The 17,980-nt window shown below is 71.5% G+C and carries 18 protein-coding genes; 15 read left to right on the top strand and 3 right to left on the bottom strand.

Annotated features, from left to right (window positions below):
• Nucleotides 1–60: 60 nt before the first annotated feature.
• Nucleotides 61–717: a ThuA domain-containing protein gene (locus ACSHXN_RS10910; RefSeq protein WP_355135922.1), complete on the bottom strand. Its 657-nt coding sequence runs from the start codon at nucleotides 715–717 to the stop codon at nucleotides 61–63.
• 66 nt (nucleotides 718–783) lie between these two features.
• Nucleotides 784–1,743 carry an amidohydrolase family protein gene (locus ACSHXN_RS10915; protein WP_438303008.1) on the bottom strand — a complete coding sequence of 320 codons (960 nt, stop codon included), beginning with the start codon at nucleotides 1,741–1,743 and terminating at the stop codon, nucleotides 784–786.
• Between the two features lie 195 nt (nucleotides 1,744–1,938).
• Here ACSHXN_RS10915 and ACSHXN_RS10920 point away from each other — a divergent pair, with 195 nt between their 5' ends.
• Nucleotides 1,939–2,118: a hypothetical protein gene (locus ACSHXN_RS10920; RefSeq protein WP_355135918.1), complete on the top strand. Its 180-nt coding sequence runs from the start codon at nucleotides 1,939–1,941 to the stop codon at nucleotides 2,116–2,118.
• A 172-nt stretch (nucleotides 2,119–2,290) separates the two neighbouring features.
• Here the strand turns inward: ACSHXN_RS10920 and ACSHXN_RS10925 are convergent, their stop codons facing one another.
• Nucleotides 2,291–3,460, bottom strand: coding sequence for a YihY/virulence factor BrkB family protein (locus ACSHXN_RS10925; protein ID WP_355135916.1), 1,170 nt, complete (start codon nucleotides 3,458–3,460; stop codon nucleotides 2,291–2,293).
• 122 nt (nucleotides 3,461–3,582) lie between these two features.
• Between ACSHXN_RS10925 and ACSHXN_RS10930 the strand changes: the two genes are divergently transcribed.
• The 14 genes from ACSHXN_RS10930 (at nucleotide 3,583) to ACSHXN_RS10995 (ending at nucleotide 17,978) form a co-directional block, all read left to right on the top strand.
• The gene (locus ACSHXN_RS10930) at nucleotides 3,583–5,217 is read left to right on the top strand and encodes an acyl-CoA dehydrogenase family protein (protein WP_438303009.1); all 1,635 of its coding nucleotides are present in this window, start codon (nucleotides 3,583–3,585) and stop codon (nucleotides 5,215–5,217) included.
• Between the two features lie 394 nt (nucleotides 5,218–5,611).
• A complete protein-coding gene (locus ACSHXN_RS10935) occupies nucleotides 5,612–6,973 on the top strand; it encodes a GAF domain-containing protein (protein WP_438303010.1) in 1,362 nt (453 codons plus the stop codon).
• A 150-nt stretch (nucleotides 6,974–7,123) separates the two neighbouring features.
• Complete coding sequence (locus tag ACSHXN_RS10940) at nucleotides 7,124–8,512, top strand: hypothetical protein (RefSeq protein ID WP_355135910.1); 1,389 nt, start codon at nucleotides 7,124–7,126, stop codon at nucleotides 8,510–8,512.
• Between the two features lie 69 nt (nucleotides 8,513–8,581).
• On the top strand, nucleotides 8,582–9,154 hold the full coding sequence (locus tag ACSHXN_RS10945; protein WP_355135908.1) for a GNAT family N-acetyltransferase: 573 nt from the start codon (nucleotides 8,582–8,584) through the stop codon (nucleotides 9,152–9,154).
• Between the two features lie 126 nt (nucleotides 9,155–9,280).
• Nucleotides 9,281–9,364, top strand: coding sequence for a putative leader peptide (locus ACSHXN_RS10950; RefSeq protein ID WP_309486338.1), 84 nt, complete (start codon nucleotides 9,281–9,283; stop codon nucleotides 9,362–9,364).
• A 125-nt stretch (nucleotides 9,365–9,489) separates the two neighbouring features.
• Nucleotides 9,490–11,181: a nitrite/sulfite reductase gene (locus ACSHXN_RS10955; protein WP_355135906.1), complete on the top strand. Its 1,692-nt coding sequence runs from the start codon at nucleotides 9,490–9,492 to the stop codon at nucleotides 11,179–11,181.
• Nucleotides 11,178–11,357 (top strand): hypothetical protein, encoded by a 180-nt coding sequence (locus ACSHXN_RS10960; protein ID WP_059129589.1) that lies wholly within the window; start codon nucleotides 11,178–11,180, stop codon nucleotides 11,355–11,357. The genes ACSHXN_RS10955 and ACSHXN_RS10960 overlap by 4 nt, the downstream gene beginning before the upstream one ends.
• The gene (locus tag ACSHXN_RS10965; RefSeq protein WP_355798244.1) at nucleotides 11,354–12,064 is read left to right on the top strand and encodes a phosphoadenylyl-sulfate reductase; all 711 of its coding nucleotides are present in this window, start codon (nucleotides 11,354–11,356) and stop codon (nucleotides 12,062–12,064) included. Before ACSHXN_RS10960 ends, ACSHXN_RS10965 begins: the two co-directional genes overlap by 4 nt.
• A gap of 2 nt (nucleotides 12,065–12,066) precedes the next feature.
• Nucleotides 12,067–12,627: an adenylyl-sulfate kinase gene (gene cysC / locus ACSHXN_RS10970; protein WP_355135901.1), complete on the top strand. Its 561-nt coding sequence runs from the start codon at nucleotides 12,067–12,069 to the stop codon at nucleotides 12,625–12,627.
• Entirely contained in the window at nucleotides 12,624–13,559 is a 936-nt protein-coding gene (gene cysD / locus ACSHXN_RS10975) for a sulfate adenylyltransferase subunit CysD (protein WP_355135899.1), read from the top strand. Before cysC ends, cysD begins: the two co-directional genes overlap by 4 nt.
• Before the next feature lies 1 nt (nucleotide 13,560).
• The gene (locus tag ACSHXN_RS10980) at nucleotides 13,561–14,889 is read left to right on the top strand and encodes a sulfate adenylyltransferase subunit 1 (RefSeq protein WP_355135897.1); all 1,329 of its coding nucleotides are present in this window, start codon (nucleotides 13,561–13,563) and stop codon (nucleotides 14,887–14,889) included.
• A gap of 217 nt (nucleotides 14,890–15,106) precedes the next feature.
• Nucleotides 15,107–16,255: an aliphatic sulfonate ABC transporter substrate-binding protein gene (locus tag ACSHXN_RS10985; protein ID WP_438303011.1), complete on the top strand. Its 1,149-nt coding sequence runs from the start codon at nucleotides 15,107–15,109 to the stop codon at nucleotides 16,253–16,255.
• A 36-nt stretch (nucleotides 16,256–16,291) separates the two neighbouring features.
• Entirely contained in the window at nucleotides 16,292–17,080 is a 789-nt protein-coding gene (locus ACSHXN_RS10990; protein WP_355135895.1) for an ABC transporter ATP-binding protein, read from the top strand.
• Nucleotides 17,067–17,978, top strand: coding sequence for an ABC transporter permease (locus ACSHXN_RS10995; protein ID WP_355135893.1), 912 nt, complete (start codon nucleotides 17,067–17,069; stop codon nucleotides 17,976–17,978). Before ACSHXN_RS10990 ends, ACSHXN_RS10995 begins: the two co-directional genes overlap by 14 nt.
• Nucleotides 17,979–17,980: the final 2 nt, after the last annotated feature.

A 17,980-nucleotide genomic window follows, 5' to 3' on the forward strand; every position in this document is an offset into this window, starting at 1 on the left:
CTCCCTCACGACGGCCGGAGATGTCGGGTACCGGGCCCGCGACACGCGCGGTGCGACCACCTACTCCACCCGGGCCGCCCAGCGGATGCCGCCGAGGAGATGGGCCCGGAAGTCGGGGTCCGCGTAGGCCTCGGACGCGTGCCCGAGTGCCGTGTAGAACACGCGTCCGCCACCGTGTTCGTGACACCACACCAGAGGGTGGTCGCCGCCCATCCCGCCGCCCTCGTAGGAGGATTCGTCCGCGGCGGCGAGCACACGCACCGAACCACGGGGGCTCGCCCGGAAGTCGTACCACTCGTCCGTGAACTCCCACACGGCGGGCAGGTGCCGGGTCGCCGGATGGCCACGGTCCTCGACGACGGCCTTCCCCGGCTGGTACGCGGGGTGCCGCGCGAACCGGGCACCCAGCATCCCGCCGTAGTAGGGCCAGTCGTACTCGGTGCAGGCCGCCGCGTGCACGCCGGCGAAACCGCCGCCGTCACGCAGCCGGGCCTCGAGCCGGATGCGGCCCCGGGGGGTCAGCACCTCGCCGCTGGTGGACAGGAAGACGACCACCGCATAGGCATCCAGGGGCGACTCGAAGGCGCCGGGATCCTCGGTGGCGTCGACCTCGAACCCATGGGCCTGTCCGAGGCCGCGTACGGCGGCGACGGCGTCGGGGATGGAGTCGTGCCGGTAGTCGGTGGTGCGGGTGTACACCAGAACGCGGAAGGTCACCGGCCGAGCGTAGCCCTGCGGTGGTGACCGGCCGGAGTGTGCGCCGGACCCGGCGGGAGCGGCCGGTCAGGACCCCGAGAGACCGAGCAGGTCCGCCGCGTTGGTGTCGAGGATCGCCGTGGCGGCCTCCTCGGTGAGCCCCGAGCCGGCGATGTGGTCGACGGCCCTCAGGAACACCTCCCCGTCCTCGTACGGGAAGTCCGTGCCGAGTACCAGCCGGTCCGCCCCGAAGGACGCCACCGCGGCGACCAGCGCCGGCGTGTGCGCGTAGCTGACCGTGTCGTACCAGAGGCGGCGGGCGGCAACCGAGGGCGGCTCGGCCGTCCCGGGGGACTCGAAGACCACGTGATCGTCGAGGCGGCGCAGCAGCAGGGGCAGCGCGCCACCCAGGTGCGAGGCCAGGACCCGCATCCGCGGACAGCGCGCGGGAACGCCCGCGAGGATCAGATGCATGACGGCCACCGTGTCCTCGACCGGAGCCCCGACCATCCACGTCATCCCGTACCCGGTGATCAGCGGGCTGGCCGCGCCCTCGCCCGCCGGGTGGATGTACAGGACGGCCCCGCGCCGGTCCAGCTCCTCGTAGACGGGGTGGAAGAGCGGATCGGCGAGCGTGCGGCCCAGTACGGTCGTGGTGACTGCCACACCGACGGCACCGAGCTCGTCGAAGGCACGGGCGAGCTCGTGCAGCGCCGCGTCGACGTGCGGCAGGGGCAGCGCGGCGAAGGCCCGGAAGCGTTCCGGGAAGCGGGCCACCAGCTCCGCGTAGGTGTCGTTCGCCGCCCTGGCCGACTCCACGGCATCGGGCTCCGCCGCCAGGTGCGGGGACAGCGGCGTCGCGGAGAGCACCTGAAGGTCGACTCCCGCCCGGTCCATCAGCGCGAAACGGTGGTCCAGATCGGCCTCGGTCGCCTCGGCGCCGATTCCGCGCCGGACGCCCGTGTCGGTCCTCCCCAGCCGTTCGAGGCGGTCGAGGTACTCCGTGGTCCACAGATGGGCGTGCACGTCGATACGCAACGGTGTCACTCTTCCAGGGAACGTCCCCGGCGCGGCACGGGCCAGTCGGCGGCCCGGGCGCCACGACGTGGGGGCCGCGGCCTGTGCGCAGTTGCGATCGCTCCCCCGGGCCGCCGGTGCCGGGAAGACATACTCCATTCGGCCGCATCCAGGTGACGGCCGGGCGCGTCGGCGCGTTGAGGTTGTATGAGCAGGAGTCGCAGGTTGCGAGAACTGTCAGGGGCGGTGGCGTTCGACCAGCTGAGGGCCGAGCTGGCGCGTGCCGCCGGGCTGGTCGCCGGGGACAAGCCGCCGCGGCGCAAGGTGGCCGAGGAGGCGCTTCGCCCACCGGGCGCGGATCCCGACGACGGCCACGGTGAGGCGTCGCGGCTCGGCCCGGGCTGAGGTTCCCCGCCTCCCGTCGGACCGGCGGAGGAGGCGGTCACCGGCGTCCGCGCGCGGCGCGCCGGCCGTCAGGTGCGGGCTCCGGCCGCCCCGTGACGGCGATGAGGGCGCACAGGTCCCGGCGGGCGGTCACCGAGACCGCGGTGCCCGGCGGGAACGGCGCGGCCGTCTCTCACTCGCCCCGGTCCTCCCCCTTGTGCGGCGACGGGTGCCGGCCGCCGTGCGGCGACGGGTGCGGGCCGCGGGCCTGCGTCCGCAGGCGGGACGTGACGTCTTCCGGGGGCAGGAAGCGCGACCAGCGCTCCGGGAACTCCGACGGCATGTCGGGGTCATCGGGGTCCTCGGCGCGGGCGGTCGCCCGGGCCACGTATTCCGCGGCCTGCTCCTGACGCAGCCGTTCGTTCGCCGCTCGGGCGGCCGACGTGGCCGCGGCGGGCCACACCCGGTCGATCGCCGCGTTGACGGCCGCGCCCACCAGCACCGCGAAGGCGGACACGCCGATCCACAGCAGCACGGCCACGGGCGCGGCCAGCGAACCGTAGATCGTCGGTCCTTCGATGGTGTTGGTCAGGTAGATGCGCAGCAGAAAGGACCCGAGCACCCACATCGCCAGGGCCACCAGGGCCCCGGGCACGTCCTCCACCCAGGGGGACCGGACGGGCACGGACACGTGGTACAGCGTCGTCAGGAACACGACCGACAGGACGATGACCACCGGCCAGTACAGGACCTGCACCACCGTCGTCGACCAGGGAACGACGTTCACCACCGCGTCGGGCCCCGCCACCATCAGGGGCAGGGCGACCGAGCCGATCAGCAGGGCGACGATGAAGAGCACGAAGGCGAGCAGCCGGGTCTTGACGATGCCCCGGGTGCCGTCGAGCCCGTACATCACCGTGATCGTGTCGATGAAGACGTTCACCGCGCGGGATCCCGACCACAGGGCGAACAGGAAGCCGATGGAGATGACGTCGGGACGGCCGCCCTTCATCACGTCGTGCAGGATCGGCTGGGCGATCTGCGTGACGCCCTTGTCGGACAGGACGGTGCGCGACGCCTCCAGCAGGTTGTTCTCCAGGCTCCGGATGGTGTCGGCGCCGGTCCAGGCGTCGACGTAGCCCAGCAGCCCGATGAGGCTCAGCAGCAGCGGCGGCACGGACAGCAGCGTGAAGAACGCCGCCTCGGCCGCGAGCCCGAGGATCCGGTACTCCATGCAGGAGTTGACCGTGTCCTTGAGCAACAGCCAGGCCGTCCTGCGCTTGGAGACGTTCCGGTAGAGGGCACGCGCCCGGTGGAGACGTCCGGGAGGTCGCTCGGGGTTCTCTCTTGCTGCTGACTGCACGCCTCAACGGTATCCGTCGCCGGTGCCCCCACTCATCTCCTGGTGGGGCGGGCCCCGCGGCATGTGACGCACTCCCCGGCGCGACGGGTGACCGGGAGCGTACCGAAGGGTAGGTTCGGCTCATGGCAGCGACCACGCACACCGTGACCAACCAGGCTCCGCCGCTGGTCGGATACGACGTCTTCACCGCCGACCGTGCCCTCGTGGCGGCCGTCGAGCGGCATCTCGACCCCGCGCTCCTCGACGAGGCCCGCGACGATCTCTCGGGACTCGGGCGGAGCGCCGGCTCCGCCCAGGTGCAGGAGTGGGGGGCGCAGGCCAACGAGAACCCACCGAGGCTGCGGACCCACGACCGCTACGGGAACCGGATCGACGAGGTCGAGTTCCATCCCTCCTGGCACCGGCTGCTCGGCAAGGGCGTCGCCGCGGGCCTGACCGCGGCGTGGTCACGGCCGGGCGGGCATGTGCGCAGGGCCGCCGCGTTCGTGCTCTGGACGCAGGCCGAGGCGGGCAACGGCTGTCCGCTGTCGATGACGCACGCCGCCGTCCCCGCCCTGCGCACGGACCCCGCGCTGGCCGCCGAGTGGGAGCCGCGGCTGACCTCCACGGTCTACGACCGGGAGCTGCGCCCCGCCGCGGAGAAGGCCGGCGTCATCTTCGGCATGGGGATGACGGAGAAGCAGGGCGGCAGCGACGTACGCGCCAACACGACCGCGGCGCGGCCGCTCGCCGAGGACGGGACCTACGAGCTGACCGGTCACAAGTGGTTCTGCTCGGCGCCCATGTCGGACGCGTTCCTGGTGCTGGCCCAGGCGCCGGGCGGGCTCACCTGCTTCCTCCTGCCGCGCGTGCTGGAGGACGGCAGCCGCAACGTCTTCCGGATCCAGCGGCTCAAGGACAAGCTCGGCAACCGGTCCAACGCCTCCAGCGAGGTCGAGTTCGACGCCACCTGGGCGCGCCGGGTCGGTGACGAGGGCCGCGGGGTGCGCACCATCATCGAGATGGTGGCGGCGACCCGCCTCGACTGCGTCCTCGGCTCCGCCGCGCTGATGCGGCAGGCGGTGGCGCAGGCGATCCACCACTGCACCTACCGGGAGGCCTTCGGCGGCAAGCTCGTCGACAAACCCCTGATGCGCAATGTGCTCGCCGACCTGGCTCTGGAGTCGGAGGCCGCGACGACGCTCGCGCTGCGGCTCGCGGCGGCGTACGACGAGGGGGGCGAGCAGGAGCGCGCCTTCCTCCGGCTCGCGGTGCCGGCGGCGAAGTACTGGGTGACCAAGCGGTGCACGCCGTTGGTGGCGGAGGCGTCGGAGTGCCTCGGCGGCAACGGGTACGTCGAGGAGTCGGGCATGCCCCGGCTGCTGCGCGAGTCTCCGCTGAACTCCGTCTGGGAGGGCGCGGGCAACGTCCAGGCGCTCGACGTGCTGCGCGCGCTCCAGCGCGAGCCTCAGGCGCTCGACGCCTTCCTCCGGGAGGTGGGCCGGGCGCGCGGCGCGGACCACCGACTGGACGCCGCGACCAAGAACCTGCTCAGCGAACTGGCCGACCTGGAGAACGTCGAGGTGCGGGCACGCCGCGTGGTCGAGCGGATCGCGCTGGTGCTCCAGGGGTCGCTCCTCGTGCGCTACGCGCCGCCGGAGGTGGCCGACGCCTTCTGCGCCTCGCGGCTCGGCGGGGACTGGGGCTCGGCCTTCGGCACTCTGCCGCACGGACTGGATCTGGCCACCGTGGTGCAGCGGGCGAGGCCCATCGCCTGACGTCTTCCGGCCATGTCCCGCAAGGCTGCCGCGGCTGCTCCGGGTCCGTACGTCACGGGCTCCCCCCAGCCCGTGACGTCTCGCGCGTCCCCCCGGTCGCGCATCGCGGGGGTGGTGCTGCGCCGACACGGCACCACCCCCGCTTGTTCTGGCCCCCCTCAAGGAGCACGGACGCCGCCGGAGCGGCGTTGCACAAGTTTCAATGACCCATGGGCCGTCCGCCAGGGTTGCAAGAGGTTGCAACTTGCTGCTCACTGTTGCCGGAGTGCGCCCCTCCGTGACGGGCAGACGGCAAAATGAGAACAACCGTCAACACCGGTCCGGAGTCTGCGTGTCCGGAAAGGGCTGACGGCACCGAGCCAGATCGGACGACCACGCCTTGGGGGCGGTTCCAGTGGCGCACTCGGACGGCAACGACGTCGCACGGCTCGCCGCTCGGGACGCCGCGCAGGCGGCCCGCGTGCTCAACGACGTACGCAACGCGACGCTCTCGGGACAGCGCGCACCGGTCCCGCCGCGCCCGGTGATCGAGGCGTCGTGGGGGCGGATGCTGCGCAGCGGCGTCGACCCGGAGCACGACGTCCGGGCCGATCCGCTGGGACGCGACGAGATCGAGCGGCGCCGTCAGGACTCGCGCCTGCGGCACGTGCTGCCGGTGCTGCGCGAGGGCCTGTTGTCGGTCGCGGACGTCGCGCAGCACATCATGGTCGTCGCGGACGGCGACGGGCGGGTCCTGTGGCGGGAGGGCTCCTCGCCGGTGTTGCGCAAGGCGGACGGTACGGGCTTCGAGCCCGGCGCGGACTGGGGGGAGGGAGCCGTCGGCACCAACGGCGTGGGCACCGCGGCGGTGACCCGGCGTCCCGTACAGGTCTTCGCTTCCGAGCACTTCGTGCGGGCCCTGGCCCCCTGGACGTGCACGGGCGCACCGATCACGGACCCGCGCGACGGCCGGCTGATCGGGGTCGTGGACATCAGCGGCCCGCTGGAGACGATGCACCCGGCGACGCTCGCCTGGGTGGACGCGGTGGCCAAGCTTGCGGAGGCACGGCTGCGGGAGCTGCATCTGAACTCCCTGGAGCGGCTGCGCGCGGTGGCCGCGCCGGTGCTGGCCAAGCTCGGCGGCCAGGCGCTCGCCGTCGACACGGACGGCTGGACGGCCGCGGTGACCGGGATGCCGTACACCGGACGCATCGCCCTTCCCGCATCGCTCCCGCCCGGCCGTACGCTGCTGCCCGCGCTCGGGCCCTGCACGGTGGAGCCGCTGCCGGGCGGCTGGCTGATCCGGATCGCGGACGTGCCCGCGCCGGCGCGCACCGCACGGGTCGTCGTGGACGTCTCGCAACCGCGCCGCTGGTCGGTGACGGTGTCGGGCGACGCGAGCTCCTGGACCCACGAACTCAGTGCCCGGCACGCGGAGTTGCTCTACCTGCTGGCCCTGCACCGCACCGGCCGCACAGCCGCGGAGCTGGCCGCCGACATGTTCGGGGACCCGGCCCGCACGGTCACGGTCCGCGCGGAGATGTCGCGGGTGAGGAGGTACCTGGGAGCGTTCCTGGAACACCGGCCGTATCGTTTCTGCGATGCGGCGGAGGTGGAGTTGCTGCCCCCGGCCGACCCCTTGGACCTGCTGCCGCACTCGGTGGCGCCCGCGGTGGTACGTACGCGGGGAGGCGGCGCCCCCGGCGGCGAACCGCCCCCCGATCCGCCGGGCGGCTCCCGGCTCGCACTCCCGCTCGTACCCCGCCCCGGCGTTTAGCCCCGTCGGTGGGGATTACCCTGCATTTCCCGGGTCTTCGACCGCCCGCGCATCCCTCTGCCGTAGCATCCCCTGCACAGGCCACCCCACCCGCTCCTCATGTCAATGTCCGGACCACGAGGCGCAGTTGGCCTACGCCGGGAGGTTTGTATGACACAGCGTGGCAGGCATCGCCGCAAACGCCGAGGTCGCGCCCTGCGGGCCACCCTGGCCGGAGCCGCTCTGGCGCTGACCGCCGCGGCCACGCTGATCAGCACCTCCCAGGCCGCGGGCGGGGACAGCCCGGGCGGCCTGACCCCCGTCACCGCCGCGACCGAGACGGCGAAGCTGCGGCTGCACGAGGAACTCACCGGCCGCACCACGCTCGACAGGCTGAGCCGTGCGACGGGCGGCGGCGTCGGTGTGCACGACGTCCTCGCCTCCGCCGACCGCACCATGCGCGACCAGAACGCGTGCGATGCCGCCGAGACCTCCGCGCTGCCGGTGAAACCGGCCGCCACCCGCGCGTACTGCTGGGCCGGCGACGACGCCACGGCCGGGGACTGGGTACCCCGGTCCGTCACCACCTCCGGGGACGCCCAGGACGACGGCCGCTGGGGCGCCGACCGCGTCATCCTGTCGGGCTGGACGCATGACGGCGGCGGCTCGATCGAGCGCGCCGGGGACCGGGGCCTGGCCCGGATCGCCTTCATCGACGCGAACGACCCGGCCCGACTCGCCTACCGATGGGTGCTGCTCGTCACCCCGCGCTCCGACGGCAAGGACTTCTCCGCCGTCCGCACCGGGCTGTCCGGCATGGTCTGGTACCAGGACAAGCTCTACGTCACCGACCGCGGCTCCCTGCTGGTCTTCGATCTGCACCGCATCCTCAAGGCGAATGTCGACGGGCCCGCGATCGGCCGGGTCCACGGCGGCTACGCCGCGCACGGCTACCGGTACGTGCTGCCCAGTGTGGGCTCCTACCGTCTGACCGGCGGCCCCTGCTCGAGGGCCGACGACCGCGGGGTCCCCTGCTTCTCCGCCCTCTCGCTCGATCGCACCTCGGTCCCGGACAGCCTGGTGGCGGCCGAGCGCTTCCGCCGGGGGAGCACCGACTCCCCCGCGCGTGTGTGGCGCTACCCGTTCAGCACCGCGCCCGGGCACACCGGCCTGCTCGCCGCGGACGGGCTTCACGACGTCCGGGCGAGCGAGGCGTACCGCACGGACGCGGCCGGTGTGCAGGGCGTTCTCTCGCACCGGCACGGCGGGGCGGCGCGGGCCGACTGGTACGTCGACCGCGCACCCTCCGTCGGCGGCCGGCACGGCACGCTCTGGCGGCAGGACCTCTCCGGCGCCGGGGCCGCCACATGCTCGGCCGACGAGAGCCGCGCCTGCTGGGGCCGCCATACCGCGTCCCTGTCCTACTGGCCGGAGACCGGCGAGGTGTGGACGCTGACGGCAGGCGCCACGAGCGGCGGCGACGGACCGGTGCCCGGGCCGGCCGGGGGCCGGGTGCTGTACGCGGTACCGCTGGCCTCCGTGGACGACGCGCTGAAGTAGCACGTGGGGCGCCGACCGGGGACCGGAACCCTTTTGTCGTACCGCTCGCCGCCATGATTCCCTGGCGGCATGAGCACCCTCACCGTGACCACCTGGTCCCTGGAGCAGACGTCCCCGGCGGACATGCGGCCCGCGACGGCTCCCGAGGGCGATGTCCGCATCGTCCGCGCGGAGGTGCCGTCGCCGGAGTTCAGCCGCTTTCTGTACGCGTCGGTCGGTGGGGACATCCGCTGGATCGACCGGCTCGGCTGGACGTACGCGCGGTGGCGGGACCACCTGACACGTCCGGGTGTGGAGACCTGGGTCGCCCACGACCGCGGAACGCCCGCCGGGTACGTGGAGCTGGAGGCGCAGGACGAGGGTGTCGTGGAGATCGTCTACTTCGGGCTCCTCCCGGCCTTCCGGGGCCGGCGGATCGGCGGGCACCTGCTGTCCCACGGCGCCGCCCGCGCCTGGGACCTCGCGGACCGGTGGCCTGGGCTGTCGCCGACGAAGCGGGTGTGGCTGCACACCTGCAGCAAGGACGGCGAGCACGCGATGGACAATTACCTGCGCCGGGGCTTCACGCTCTTCGACACCAAGGTCGAGGAAGAGCCCGAGACTTCCACGCCGGGACCCTGGTCCGGGGCGTACCCCGCCTGACCTGCGTCGACACCTCACACCCCGACGATGTGACCGAACGCACCCTTGTCTCGCTCTTCGAGACAAGGGTGTCCGCATGACAGACAATGCTGGACTGCGTCCAGAACGCCGTGACACGCTTCCGTCATGTCTGGAACTGGAATCGCCTTGGTGAGTCGACGGCACGTCGATCTCGGCCGCATGTCCAGCGCCATCTGTCCGGCGAGCTGACAGCCTCCAGCCACTACCGGATCTTCTTTCTTCTCCCTCCTCGCGCAACGACGCGCGCGCTTGTCGCGTACCCCTATGCGCAGGTCAGAGCCGCTCCTCCGTCTGTCCCGAAGGACGTACCCACCATGGCTGCCACCCCGCAGAATCCCGCCACGCCCCGTCGCAAGGTGAGTCGTCACCGTGGCGAGGGCCAGTGGGCCGTGGGTCACTTCACCCCGCTCAACGGCAACGAGCAGTTCAAGAAGGACGATGACGGTCTCAATGTACGGACACGTATTGAGACGATCTACTCCAAGCGGGGCTTCGACTCCATCGACCCCAACGACCTGCGCGGCCGAATGCGCTGGTGGGGCCTGTACACCCAGCGCAAGCCGGGGATCGACGGCGGCAAGACCGCCGTCCTCGAGCCGGAGGAGCTGGACGACACCTACTTCATGCTGCGCGTGCGCATCGACGGCGGCCGCCTGACCACGCGCCAGCTGCGGACCATCGGCGAGGTCTCGCAGGAGTTCGCGCGCGGCACGGCCGACATCACCGACCGGCAGAACGTCCAGTACCACTGGATCCGGATCGAGGACGTGCCCGAGATCTGGAACCGCCTGGAGGCCGTCGGGCTGTCGACGACCGAGGCCTGCGGCGACACCCCCCGCGTCATCCTCGGTTCGCCCGTCGCCGGCATCGCCGAGGACGAGATCATCGACGGCACCCCGGCCGTCGAGGAGATCCACCGCAGGGTCATCGGCAACCCGGCGTTCTCCAATCTGCCGCGCAAGTTCAAGACCGCGATCTCGGGGTCGCCGCTGCTCGACGTGGCGCACGAGATCAACGACGTCGCCTTCGTCGGCGTCGTCCACCCGGAGCACGGCCCCGGCTTCGACCTGTGGGTCGGCGGCGGTCTGTCCACCAACCCGAAGATCGGGCAGCGCCTCGGCGCCTGGGTCCCGCTGGACGAGGTTCCGGACGTCTACGAGGGCGTCATCTCGATCTTCCGTGACTACGGCTACCGGCGGCTGCGCACCCGCGCCCGGCTGAAGTTCCTCGTCGCCGACTGGGGCGCGGAGAAGTTCCGCGAGGTGCTGGAGGAGGAGTACCTCCGGCGGAAGCTGATCGACGGGCCGGCACCCGTCCAGCCCGTGGAGCGCTGGCGCGACCACGTCGGGGTGCACCGGCAGCAGGACGGCCGCTTCTACGTCGGCTTCGCCCCGCGGGTCGGCCGCGTCGACGGCGCCACCCTGACGAAGATCGCGGAACTCGCCGAGGCGCACGGGTCCGGCAGGGTCCGCACCACCGTCGAGCAGAAGATGATCGTGCTGGACGTCGAGGAGAACCGGATCGACTCGCTCGTCGAGGGTCTGGAGGCGCTCGACCTCACCGTGCATCCCTCTCCCTTCCGGCGCGGCACCATGGCCTGCACCGGCATCGAGTACTGCAAGCTCGCCATCGTCGAGACCAAGGCGCGCGGCTCCGCGCTGATCGACGAACTGGAGCGCCGCATCCCGGACTTCGACGAGCCGATCACCATCAACATCAACGGCTGCCCGAACGCCTGCGCCCGCATCCAGGTGGCGGACATCGGCCTCAAGGGCCAGTTGGTCCTGAACGACAAGGGCGAGCAGGTCGAGGGCTTCCAGGTGCACTTGGGCGGCGCACTCGGCCTGGAGGCCGGGTTCGGCCGCAAGGTGCGCGGTCTGAAGGTCACCTCGGACGAGCTTCCGGACTACGTCGAGCGCGTCCTGAAGCGGTTCCAGGCGGAGCGCGAGGAGGGCGAGCGGTTCGCGACCTGGGCGGCCCGCGCCTCGGAGGAGGCTCTGTCGTGAGCGAACGAGCTGCTCCCTTCTACTGCCCCTACTGCGGGGACGAGGACCTGCGGCCCAGTGAGCAGGGCCATGGCGCGTGGGAGTGCGGGGCGTGCAATCGCGCCTTCCAGCTGAAGTTTCTGGGACTTCTGGCCCGGGGGCTCGTGCAGACCGATCGGGGAGGGGACGGGACATGACGACAACGCGGGAAGAGCGGAGCACCGACGAACTCGAGGCGCTCGCCGAGCAGGCGGGCCGCGATCTGGAGGACGCCTCGGCGCTGGAGATCCTCCGGTGGGCGGCCGACACCTTCGGCGCCCGCTTCTGCGTGACCTCTTCGATGGAGGACGCGGTGGTCGCCCACCTCGCCTCGCGCGCCATGCCCGGTGTCGACGTCGTGTTCCTCGACACCGGCTACCACTTCCCTGAGACCATCGGCACCCGTGACGCGGTCGAGGCGGTGATGGACGTCAACGTCATCACCCTCACTCCGCGCCGAACGGTCGCCGAGCAGGACGCCGAGTACGGCCCGAAACTGCACGACCGCGACCCCGACCTGTGCTGCAGGCTGCGCAAGGTGCAGCCGCTGGAGGAGGGGCTGACGGGCTACGACGCCTGGGCGACCGGCCTGCGCCGCGACGAGTCCCCGACCCGGGCGAACACGCCGGTCGTCGGCTGGGACGCCAAGCGGCGGAAGGTCAAGATCTCGCCGATCGCCCGCTGGACCCAGGACGACGTGGACGCCTATGTCGCCGAGCACGGGGTCCTGACCAACCCGCTGCTGACGGACGGCTACGCCTCCGTGGGCTGCGCTCCCTGCACCCGCCGGGTCCTCGCGGGCGAGGACGCGCGGGCCGGGCGCTGGGCGGGCCGGTCCAAGACCGAGTGCGGGCTGCACGGCTGACCATGACGGACATTCAGGAGACATACGTGACGACCGGGGCCACCGTCTGGCTCACGGGTCTGCCGAGCGCCGGCAAGACCACCATCGCCCACGAGCTGGCCGGCCGGCTGCGCGCCGAGGGCCACCGGGTCGAGGTCCTCGACGGCGACGAGATCCGCGAGTTCATCTCGGCGGGCCTGGGCTTCAGCCGTGCGGACCGGCACACGAACGTGCAGCGCATCGGCTTCCTCGCCGAACTGCTCGCCCGCAACGGCGTCAAGACGCTGGTTCCGGTGATCGCGCCCTACGCGGACAGCCGCGAGGCCGTGCGCAAGCGGCACCAGGACAGCGGGGCGCCGTACATCGAGGTGCACGTGGCGACTCCGGTCGAGGTGTGCGCCGTACGCGATGTGAAGGGCCTGTACGCGAAGCAGGCCGCCGGCGAACTCCGGGGCCTGACGGGGGTCGACGACCCGTACGAGGAGCCGGATACGCCCGATCTGCGGATCGAGTCCCAGAACCAGACCGTGCAGGAGTCGGCGGCGGCGGTGTACACGCTGCTCAGCGAAAGGGGACTGGCATGACCACGGTCGCCAAGGCGGAGGAGGGCACGGACAGCCCGTACGCCCTGAGCCACCTGGACGCGCTGGAGTCGGAGGCGGTGCACATCTTCCGCGAGGTGGCGGGAGAGTTCGAACGGCCGGTGATCCTGTTCTCCGGCGGCAAGGACTCCATCGTCATGCTGCACCTGGCGGTGAAGGCGTTCGCCCCCGCGGCGGTCCCGTTCACGCTGCTGCACGTGGACACCGGGCACAACTTCCCCGAGGTCCTCGAGTACCGCGACCGCACGGTGGCCCGGCACGGCCTGCGGCTGCACGTCGCCTCCGTGCAGGACTACATCGACCGCGGTCTCCTCAAGGAGCGTCCGGACGGCACCCGCAACCCGCTCCAGACACTGCCGCTGACCGAGAAGATCCAGAAGGAACGGTTCGACGCGGTCTTCGGCGGCGGACGGCGCGACGAGGAGAAGGCCCGCGCCAAGGAGCGGGTGTTCTCGCTGCGCGACGAGTTCTCCCAGTGGGACCCGCGCCGCCAGCGGCCGGAGCTGTGGAACCTGTACAACGGGCGGCACGCGCCGGGCGAGCACGTCCGGGTGTTCCCGCTGTCCAACTGGACCGAGCTCGACGTCTGGCAGTACATCGCCCGCGAGGGCATCGAACTGCCGCAGATCTACTTCGCCCACGAGCGCGAGGTGTTCCGGCGGGCCGGCATGTGGCTGACGGCGGGCGAGTGGGGCGGGCCCAAGGACGGCGAGACCGTCGAGAAGCGCCTCATCCGGTACCGGACCGTGGGTGACATGTCCTGCACGGGTGCCGTCGACTCCGACGCCACCACGCTGGACGCCGTCATCGCCGAGATCGCCGCGTCCCGGCTGACCGAGCGCGGCGCCACGCGCGCCGACGACAAGCTCTCCGAGGCCGCGATGGAAGACCGCAAGCGCGAGGGGTACTTCTAACATGAGCACGACGACCGAGGAGCTCTCGGCCACCACCCTGCTGCGGTTCGCCACCGCCGGATCCGTCGACGACGGCAAGTCCACGCTCGTCGGCCGGCTGCTGCACGACTCCAAGTCGGTCCTCGCCGACCAGCTCGAGGCCGTGGAGCACGCCTCGCGCAACCGCGGCCAGGACACCCCGGACCTCGCGCTGCTGACGGACGGCCTGCGGGCCGAGCGCGAGCAGGGGATCACGATCGACGTGGCGTACCGTTACTTCGCCACGCCCCGGCGCCGGTTCATTCTCGCCGACACCCCCGGCCATGTGCAGTACACCCGCAATATGGTGACGGGGGCCTCCACCGCCGAGCTGACGGTGATCCTCGTCGACGCCCGCAACGGAGTCGTCGAGCAGACCCGTCGGCACGCCGCCATCGCCGCGCTTCTCCGGGTCCCCCATGTGGCACTCGCGGTCAACAAGATGGACCTGGTGGACTACCGGGAGTCCGTGTTCGCCGCGATCGCCGAGGAGTTCACGGCCTACGCGTCCGAGCTGGGCGTCCCCGAGGTCACCGCGATCCCGATCTCCGCGCTGGCCGGGGACAATGTGGTGGAGCCGTCCTCGAACATGGACTGGTACGGCGGCCCCACCGTCCTGGAGCACCTGGAGACGGTCCCCGTCAGCCACGATCTGAGCCACTGCCACGCCCGGCTCCCGGTGCAGTACGTGATCCGGCCGCAGACCGCCGAGCACCCCGACTACCGGGGCTACGCCGGGCAGATCGCCGCCGGTTCGTTCCGCGTCGGAGAGGCCGTCACCGTGCTGCCCGCGGGCCGTACCTCCCGGATCTCCGGCATCGATCTGCTGGGCCGGCCGGTCGGCGTCGCCTGGACCACCCAGTCGGTGACGCTCCTGCTGGAGGACGACATCGACATCTCGCGCGGCGACCTGATCGTGCCGAGCGAGGACGCGCCCGCGACCACGCAGGACATCGAGGCCACGGTCTGCCACGTCGCCGACGAGGCGCTGACCGTCGGCCACCGGGTACTGATCAAGCACGGCACCCGCACGGTCAAGGCGATCGTCAAGGACATCCCGTCCCGGCTCACGCTCGACGACCTGTCCCTGCACCCGCACCCGGGACAGCTCGTCGCCAACGACATCGGCCGTGTGAAGATCCGCACCGCGGAACCGCTGCCGGTCGACGTGTACGCGGACTCCCGCCGCACCGGCTCCTTCATCCTGATCGACCCGGCCGACGGCACCACGCTCACCGCGGGCATGGTCGGCGAGTCGTTCGCCGCGCCCGAGCCGGTGCAGGACGGGGCCGACGACGGGTGGGACTTCTGACCATGTCCAGTACCTGCTTCTACTCGACGTTCGCGAAGGAGGGCGGCCGCGTCGGCAGCGGCGCCCTCGGCAGCGGACAGGGCGGAGTGGCGCGATGTGCGTCCTGACGCGCACCGGGAGGGCGTTGCCGCCCCGGAAGCGACGAAGACCCCCTGCCGAACGCCCGGCCGCGGCCTGACGAACCGTGACCGCCGGGCCGACGAGAGGACAACCTCCCGTGCCTGCCATCCGCCCCCTCGCTCGGCTCCGCCGCAACGGGGGTGCCACCCTCCCCCTCCTGCGCGGCGGTCTGACCGCTCTCGCGGTTCTGCCGCTCCTCGCGCTGACCGCCTGCGGTTACGGGTCCGAGGCCGTGAGCGGCTCCTCCGGGCAGCAGGTCGCCGCCGGTGCCGGGAAGGTCGACGGCCTCGACTCCGTGAAGATCGGGTACTTCGGCAACCTGACCCATGCGACGGCGCTCGTCGGCGCCCGGAAGGGTTTCTTCCAGAAGTCGCTCGGGGCGACGCGGGCCGAGTACCAGACCTTCGACGCCGGTCCTTCCGAGATCGAGGCCCTCAACTCGGGCTCGATCGACATCGGCTGGATCGGGCCCTCCCCCGCGGTCAACGGTTACACCCGGTCCGGCGGCAGGAGTCTGCGCATCATCGGCGGGTCGGCGTCCGGCGGGGTGAAGCTGGTGGTCGACCCGAAGAAGATCACGTCCCTGAAGGACGTCAAGGGCAAGAAGATCGCGACGCCTCAGCTCGGCAACACGCAGGACGTCGCCCTCCTGAACTGGATCGCGGACCAGGGCTGGAAGGTCGACGCCGAGAGCGGAAAGGGCGACGTCTCGGTGCTCCGGATGGACAACAAGGTCACCCCGGACGCCTTCGAGTCCGGCTCGATCGACGGCGCCTGGGTGCCGGAGCCGACCGCGTCCAAACTGGTCGCCGAGGGCGGCAGGGTACTGCTCGACGAATCGGATCTCTGGCCCGGCAAGAAGTTCGTCATCACGAACATCGTCGTGTCGCAGACGTTCCTGAAGGAGCACCCGAACGCCGTCGAGGCGGTACTGAGGGCCTCCGTCGAGACCAACAAGTGGATCAACGCCCATCCGGACGAGGCGAAGGCCGCGGCGAAAAGGCAGCTCGAGGCCGACTCCGGCAAGGCCCTGCCCGCCGACGTCCTGGACCCGGCCTGGAAGTCCATCCGGATCACGGACGATCCGCTGGCCGCCACCCTGGACACCGAGGCGCGGCACGCGGTCGAGGCCGGCCTGCTGAAGGAGCCGAAGCTGAAGGGCATCCACGACCTGACGCTGCTGAACAAGGTGCTCGAGTCCGAGGGCGAGAGCACGGTCGACGACGCCGGTCTCGGCGTCGAGTAAGCCCAGATCCCGATGAGTCCCCAGGAGGTGACGACCATGGCAACCGCCCTCGCCAAGGCCGCCGAAGGCGCCGCGTCGACGGAGCACGCAGCCCGCATCGAGCATGTCTCCAAGTCCTTCGCCGGGCCGGCCGGGCAGCAGCTCGTCCTCGACGACATCACCCTGGACGTGGCACCGGGAGAGTTCGTCACTCTGCTCGGTGCCTCGGGCTGCGGCAAGTCGACACTGCTCAACCTGGTGGCGGGGCTGGACAAGCCCACCGCCGGGAGCATCACGACCGACGGGCGCCCCGCCCTGATGTTCCAGGAGCACGCCCTGTTCCCGTGGCTCACCGCGGGCAAGAACATCGAACTCGCGTTGAAGCTCAGGGGGGTCCCCAAGAGCGAGCGGCGCGGCAGGACCGAGGAGCTGCTCGAACTCGTCCGCCTCCAGGGTTCGTACGGCAAGCGGGTGCACGAGCTGTCCGGCGGCATGCGCCAGCGGGTCGCCATGGCCCGTGCGCTGGCGCAGGACAGCCAGCTGCTGCTGATGGACGAGCCGTTCGCGGCACTCGACGCCATCACACGCGACGTGCTGCACGACGAGCTGACGCGCATCTGGGCGGAGACCGGACTGTCCGTGCTGTTCGTCACGCACAACGTGCGCGAGGCGGTACGGCTGGCGCAGCGCGTCGTCCTGCTCTCCTCCCGGCCCGGCCGGGTGGCACGCGAGTGGCGGGTGGAGATACCGCAGCCGCGCCGCATCGAGGACGCTCCCGTGGCGGAGTTGTCCCTCGAGATCACCGAAGTACTGCGTGGGGAGATCCGCCGTCATGGCCAGCACTGAGACCACCGGCACGACGGCGAAGACCGCCGCCGGGGACAGCCCGGGACTGAGCGGTCTGGAGGCCGGGCTGGACGCCCTGGAGTCCTCGGCCACGGGTCGCGCCACGTTCCGGCAGACCTTCGTCGGCAAGATCCTGCCGCCCGTCCTGGCCGTCGTCGTCGTCCTGGTGATCTGGCAGGCGCTGATCACCTTCAAGGTCGTCGACGACCCGACCAAGCTGCCTTCCCCCGGTGACGTGTGGGGCGAGGTCGAGGACGCCTGGCTCCAGGGCAAGCTGCTCGGCTATATCTGGACCAGCGTCTCGCGCGGTCTGCTGGGCTTCCTGCTGGCCCTCGCGATCGGCACCCCGCTGGGCCTTCTGGTGGCCCGCGTCAAGTTCGTCCGCGCGGCGATCGGACCGATCCTGTCCGGACTCCAGTCGCTGCCGTCGGTGGCCTGGGTGCCGCCGGCCGTGATCTGGCTCGGCTTGAACAACTCGATGATGTACGCGGTGATCCTGCTCGGCGCCGTCCCGTCGATCGCCAACGGCCTGGTCTCCGGCATCGATCAGGTGCCGCCGCTGTTCCTGCGGGCGGGCCGCACCATGGGGGCGACGGGCCTGAAGGGCACCTGGCACATCGTCATGCCGGCCGCCCTCCCCGGCTATCTGGCCGGACTGAAGCAGGGCTGGGCCTTCTCCTGGCGCTCGCTGATGGCGGCGGAGATCATCGCCTCCTCCCCCGACCTGGGCATCGGCCTCGGCGCGCTGCTGGAGAACGGCCGCAACGCCAGCTCCATGGCCATGGTGTTCGAGGCCGTCCTCCTGATCCTGTTCGTCGGTATCGCCATCGACCTGCTGATCTTCAGTCCGCTGGAGCGGTGGGTTCTGCGCAGCCGCGGCCTGTTCGTCAAGGGCTGATC

The sequence above is a fragment of the Streptomyces sp. HUAS TT11 genome (genome assembly GCF_051553595.1).
Classification (GTDB): Bacteria; Actinomycetota; Actinomycetes; order Streptomycetales; family Streptomycetaceae; genus Streptomyces.

Excerpts from the sequence above, each read along its gene's own strand:
- ACSHXN_RS10930 (WP_438303009.1), top strand. The coding sequence starts at position 3,583 with ATGGCAGCGACCACGCACACCGTGACCAACCAGGCTCCGCCGCTGGTC.
- ACSHXN_RS10940 (WP_355135910.1), top strand. The coding sequence starts at position 7,124 with ATGACACAGCGTGGCAGGCATCGCCGCAAACGCCGAGGTCGCGCCCTG.
- ACSHXN_RS10945 (WP_355135908.1), top strand. The coding sequence starts at position 8,582 with ATGAGCACCCTCACCGTGACCACCTGGTCCCTGGAGCAGACGTCCCCG.
- ACSHXN_RS10950 (WP_309486338.1), top strand. The coding sequence starts at position 9,281 with ATGTCTGGAACTGGAATCGCCTTGGTGAGTCGACGGCACGTCGATCTC.
- ACSHXN_RS10955 (WP_355135906.1), top strand. The coding sequence starts at position 9,490 with ATGGCTGCCACCCCGCAGAATCCCGCCACGCCCCGTCGCAAGGTGAGT.
- ACSHXN_RS10965 (WP_355798244.1), top strand. The coding sequence starts at position 11,354 with ATGACGACAACGCGGGAAGAGCGGAGCACCGACGAACTCGAGGCGCTC.
- cysC (WP_355135901.1), top strand. The coding sequence starts at position 12,067 with ATGACGGACATTCAGGAGACATACGTGACGACCGGGGCCACCGTCTGG.
- cysD (WP_355135899.1), top strand. The coding sequence starts at position 12,624 with ATGACCACGGTCGCCAAGGCGGAGGAGGGCACGGACAGCCCGTACGCC.
- ACSHXN_RS10980 (WP_355135897.1), top strand. The coding sequence starts at position 13,561 with ATGAGCACGACGACCGAGGAGCTCTCGGCCACCACCCTGCTGCGGTTC.
- ACSHXN_RS10990 (WP_355135895.1), top strand. The coding sequence starts at position 16,292 with ATGGCAACCGCCCTCGCCAAGGCCGCCGAAGGCGCCGCGTCGACGGAG.
- ACSHXN_RS10995 (WP_355135893.1), top strand. The coding sequence starts at position 17,067 with ATGGCCAGCACTGAGACCACCGGCACGACGGCGAAGACCGCCGCCGGG.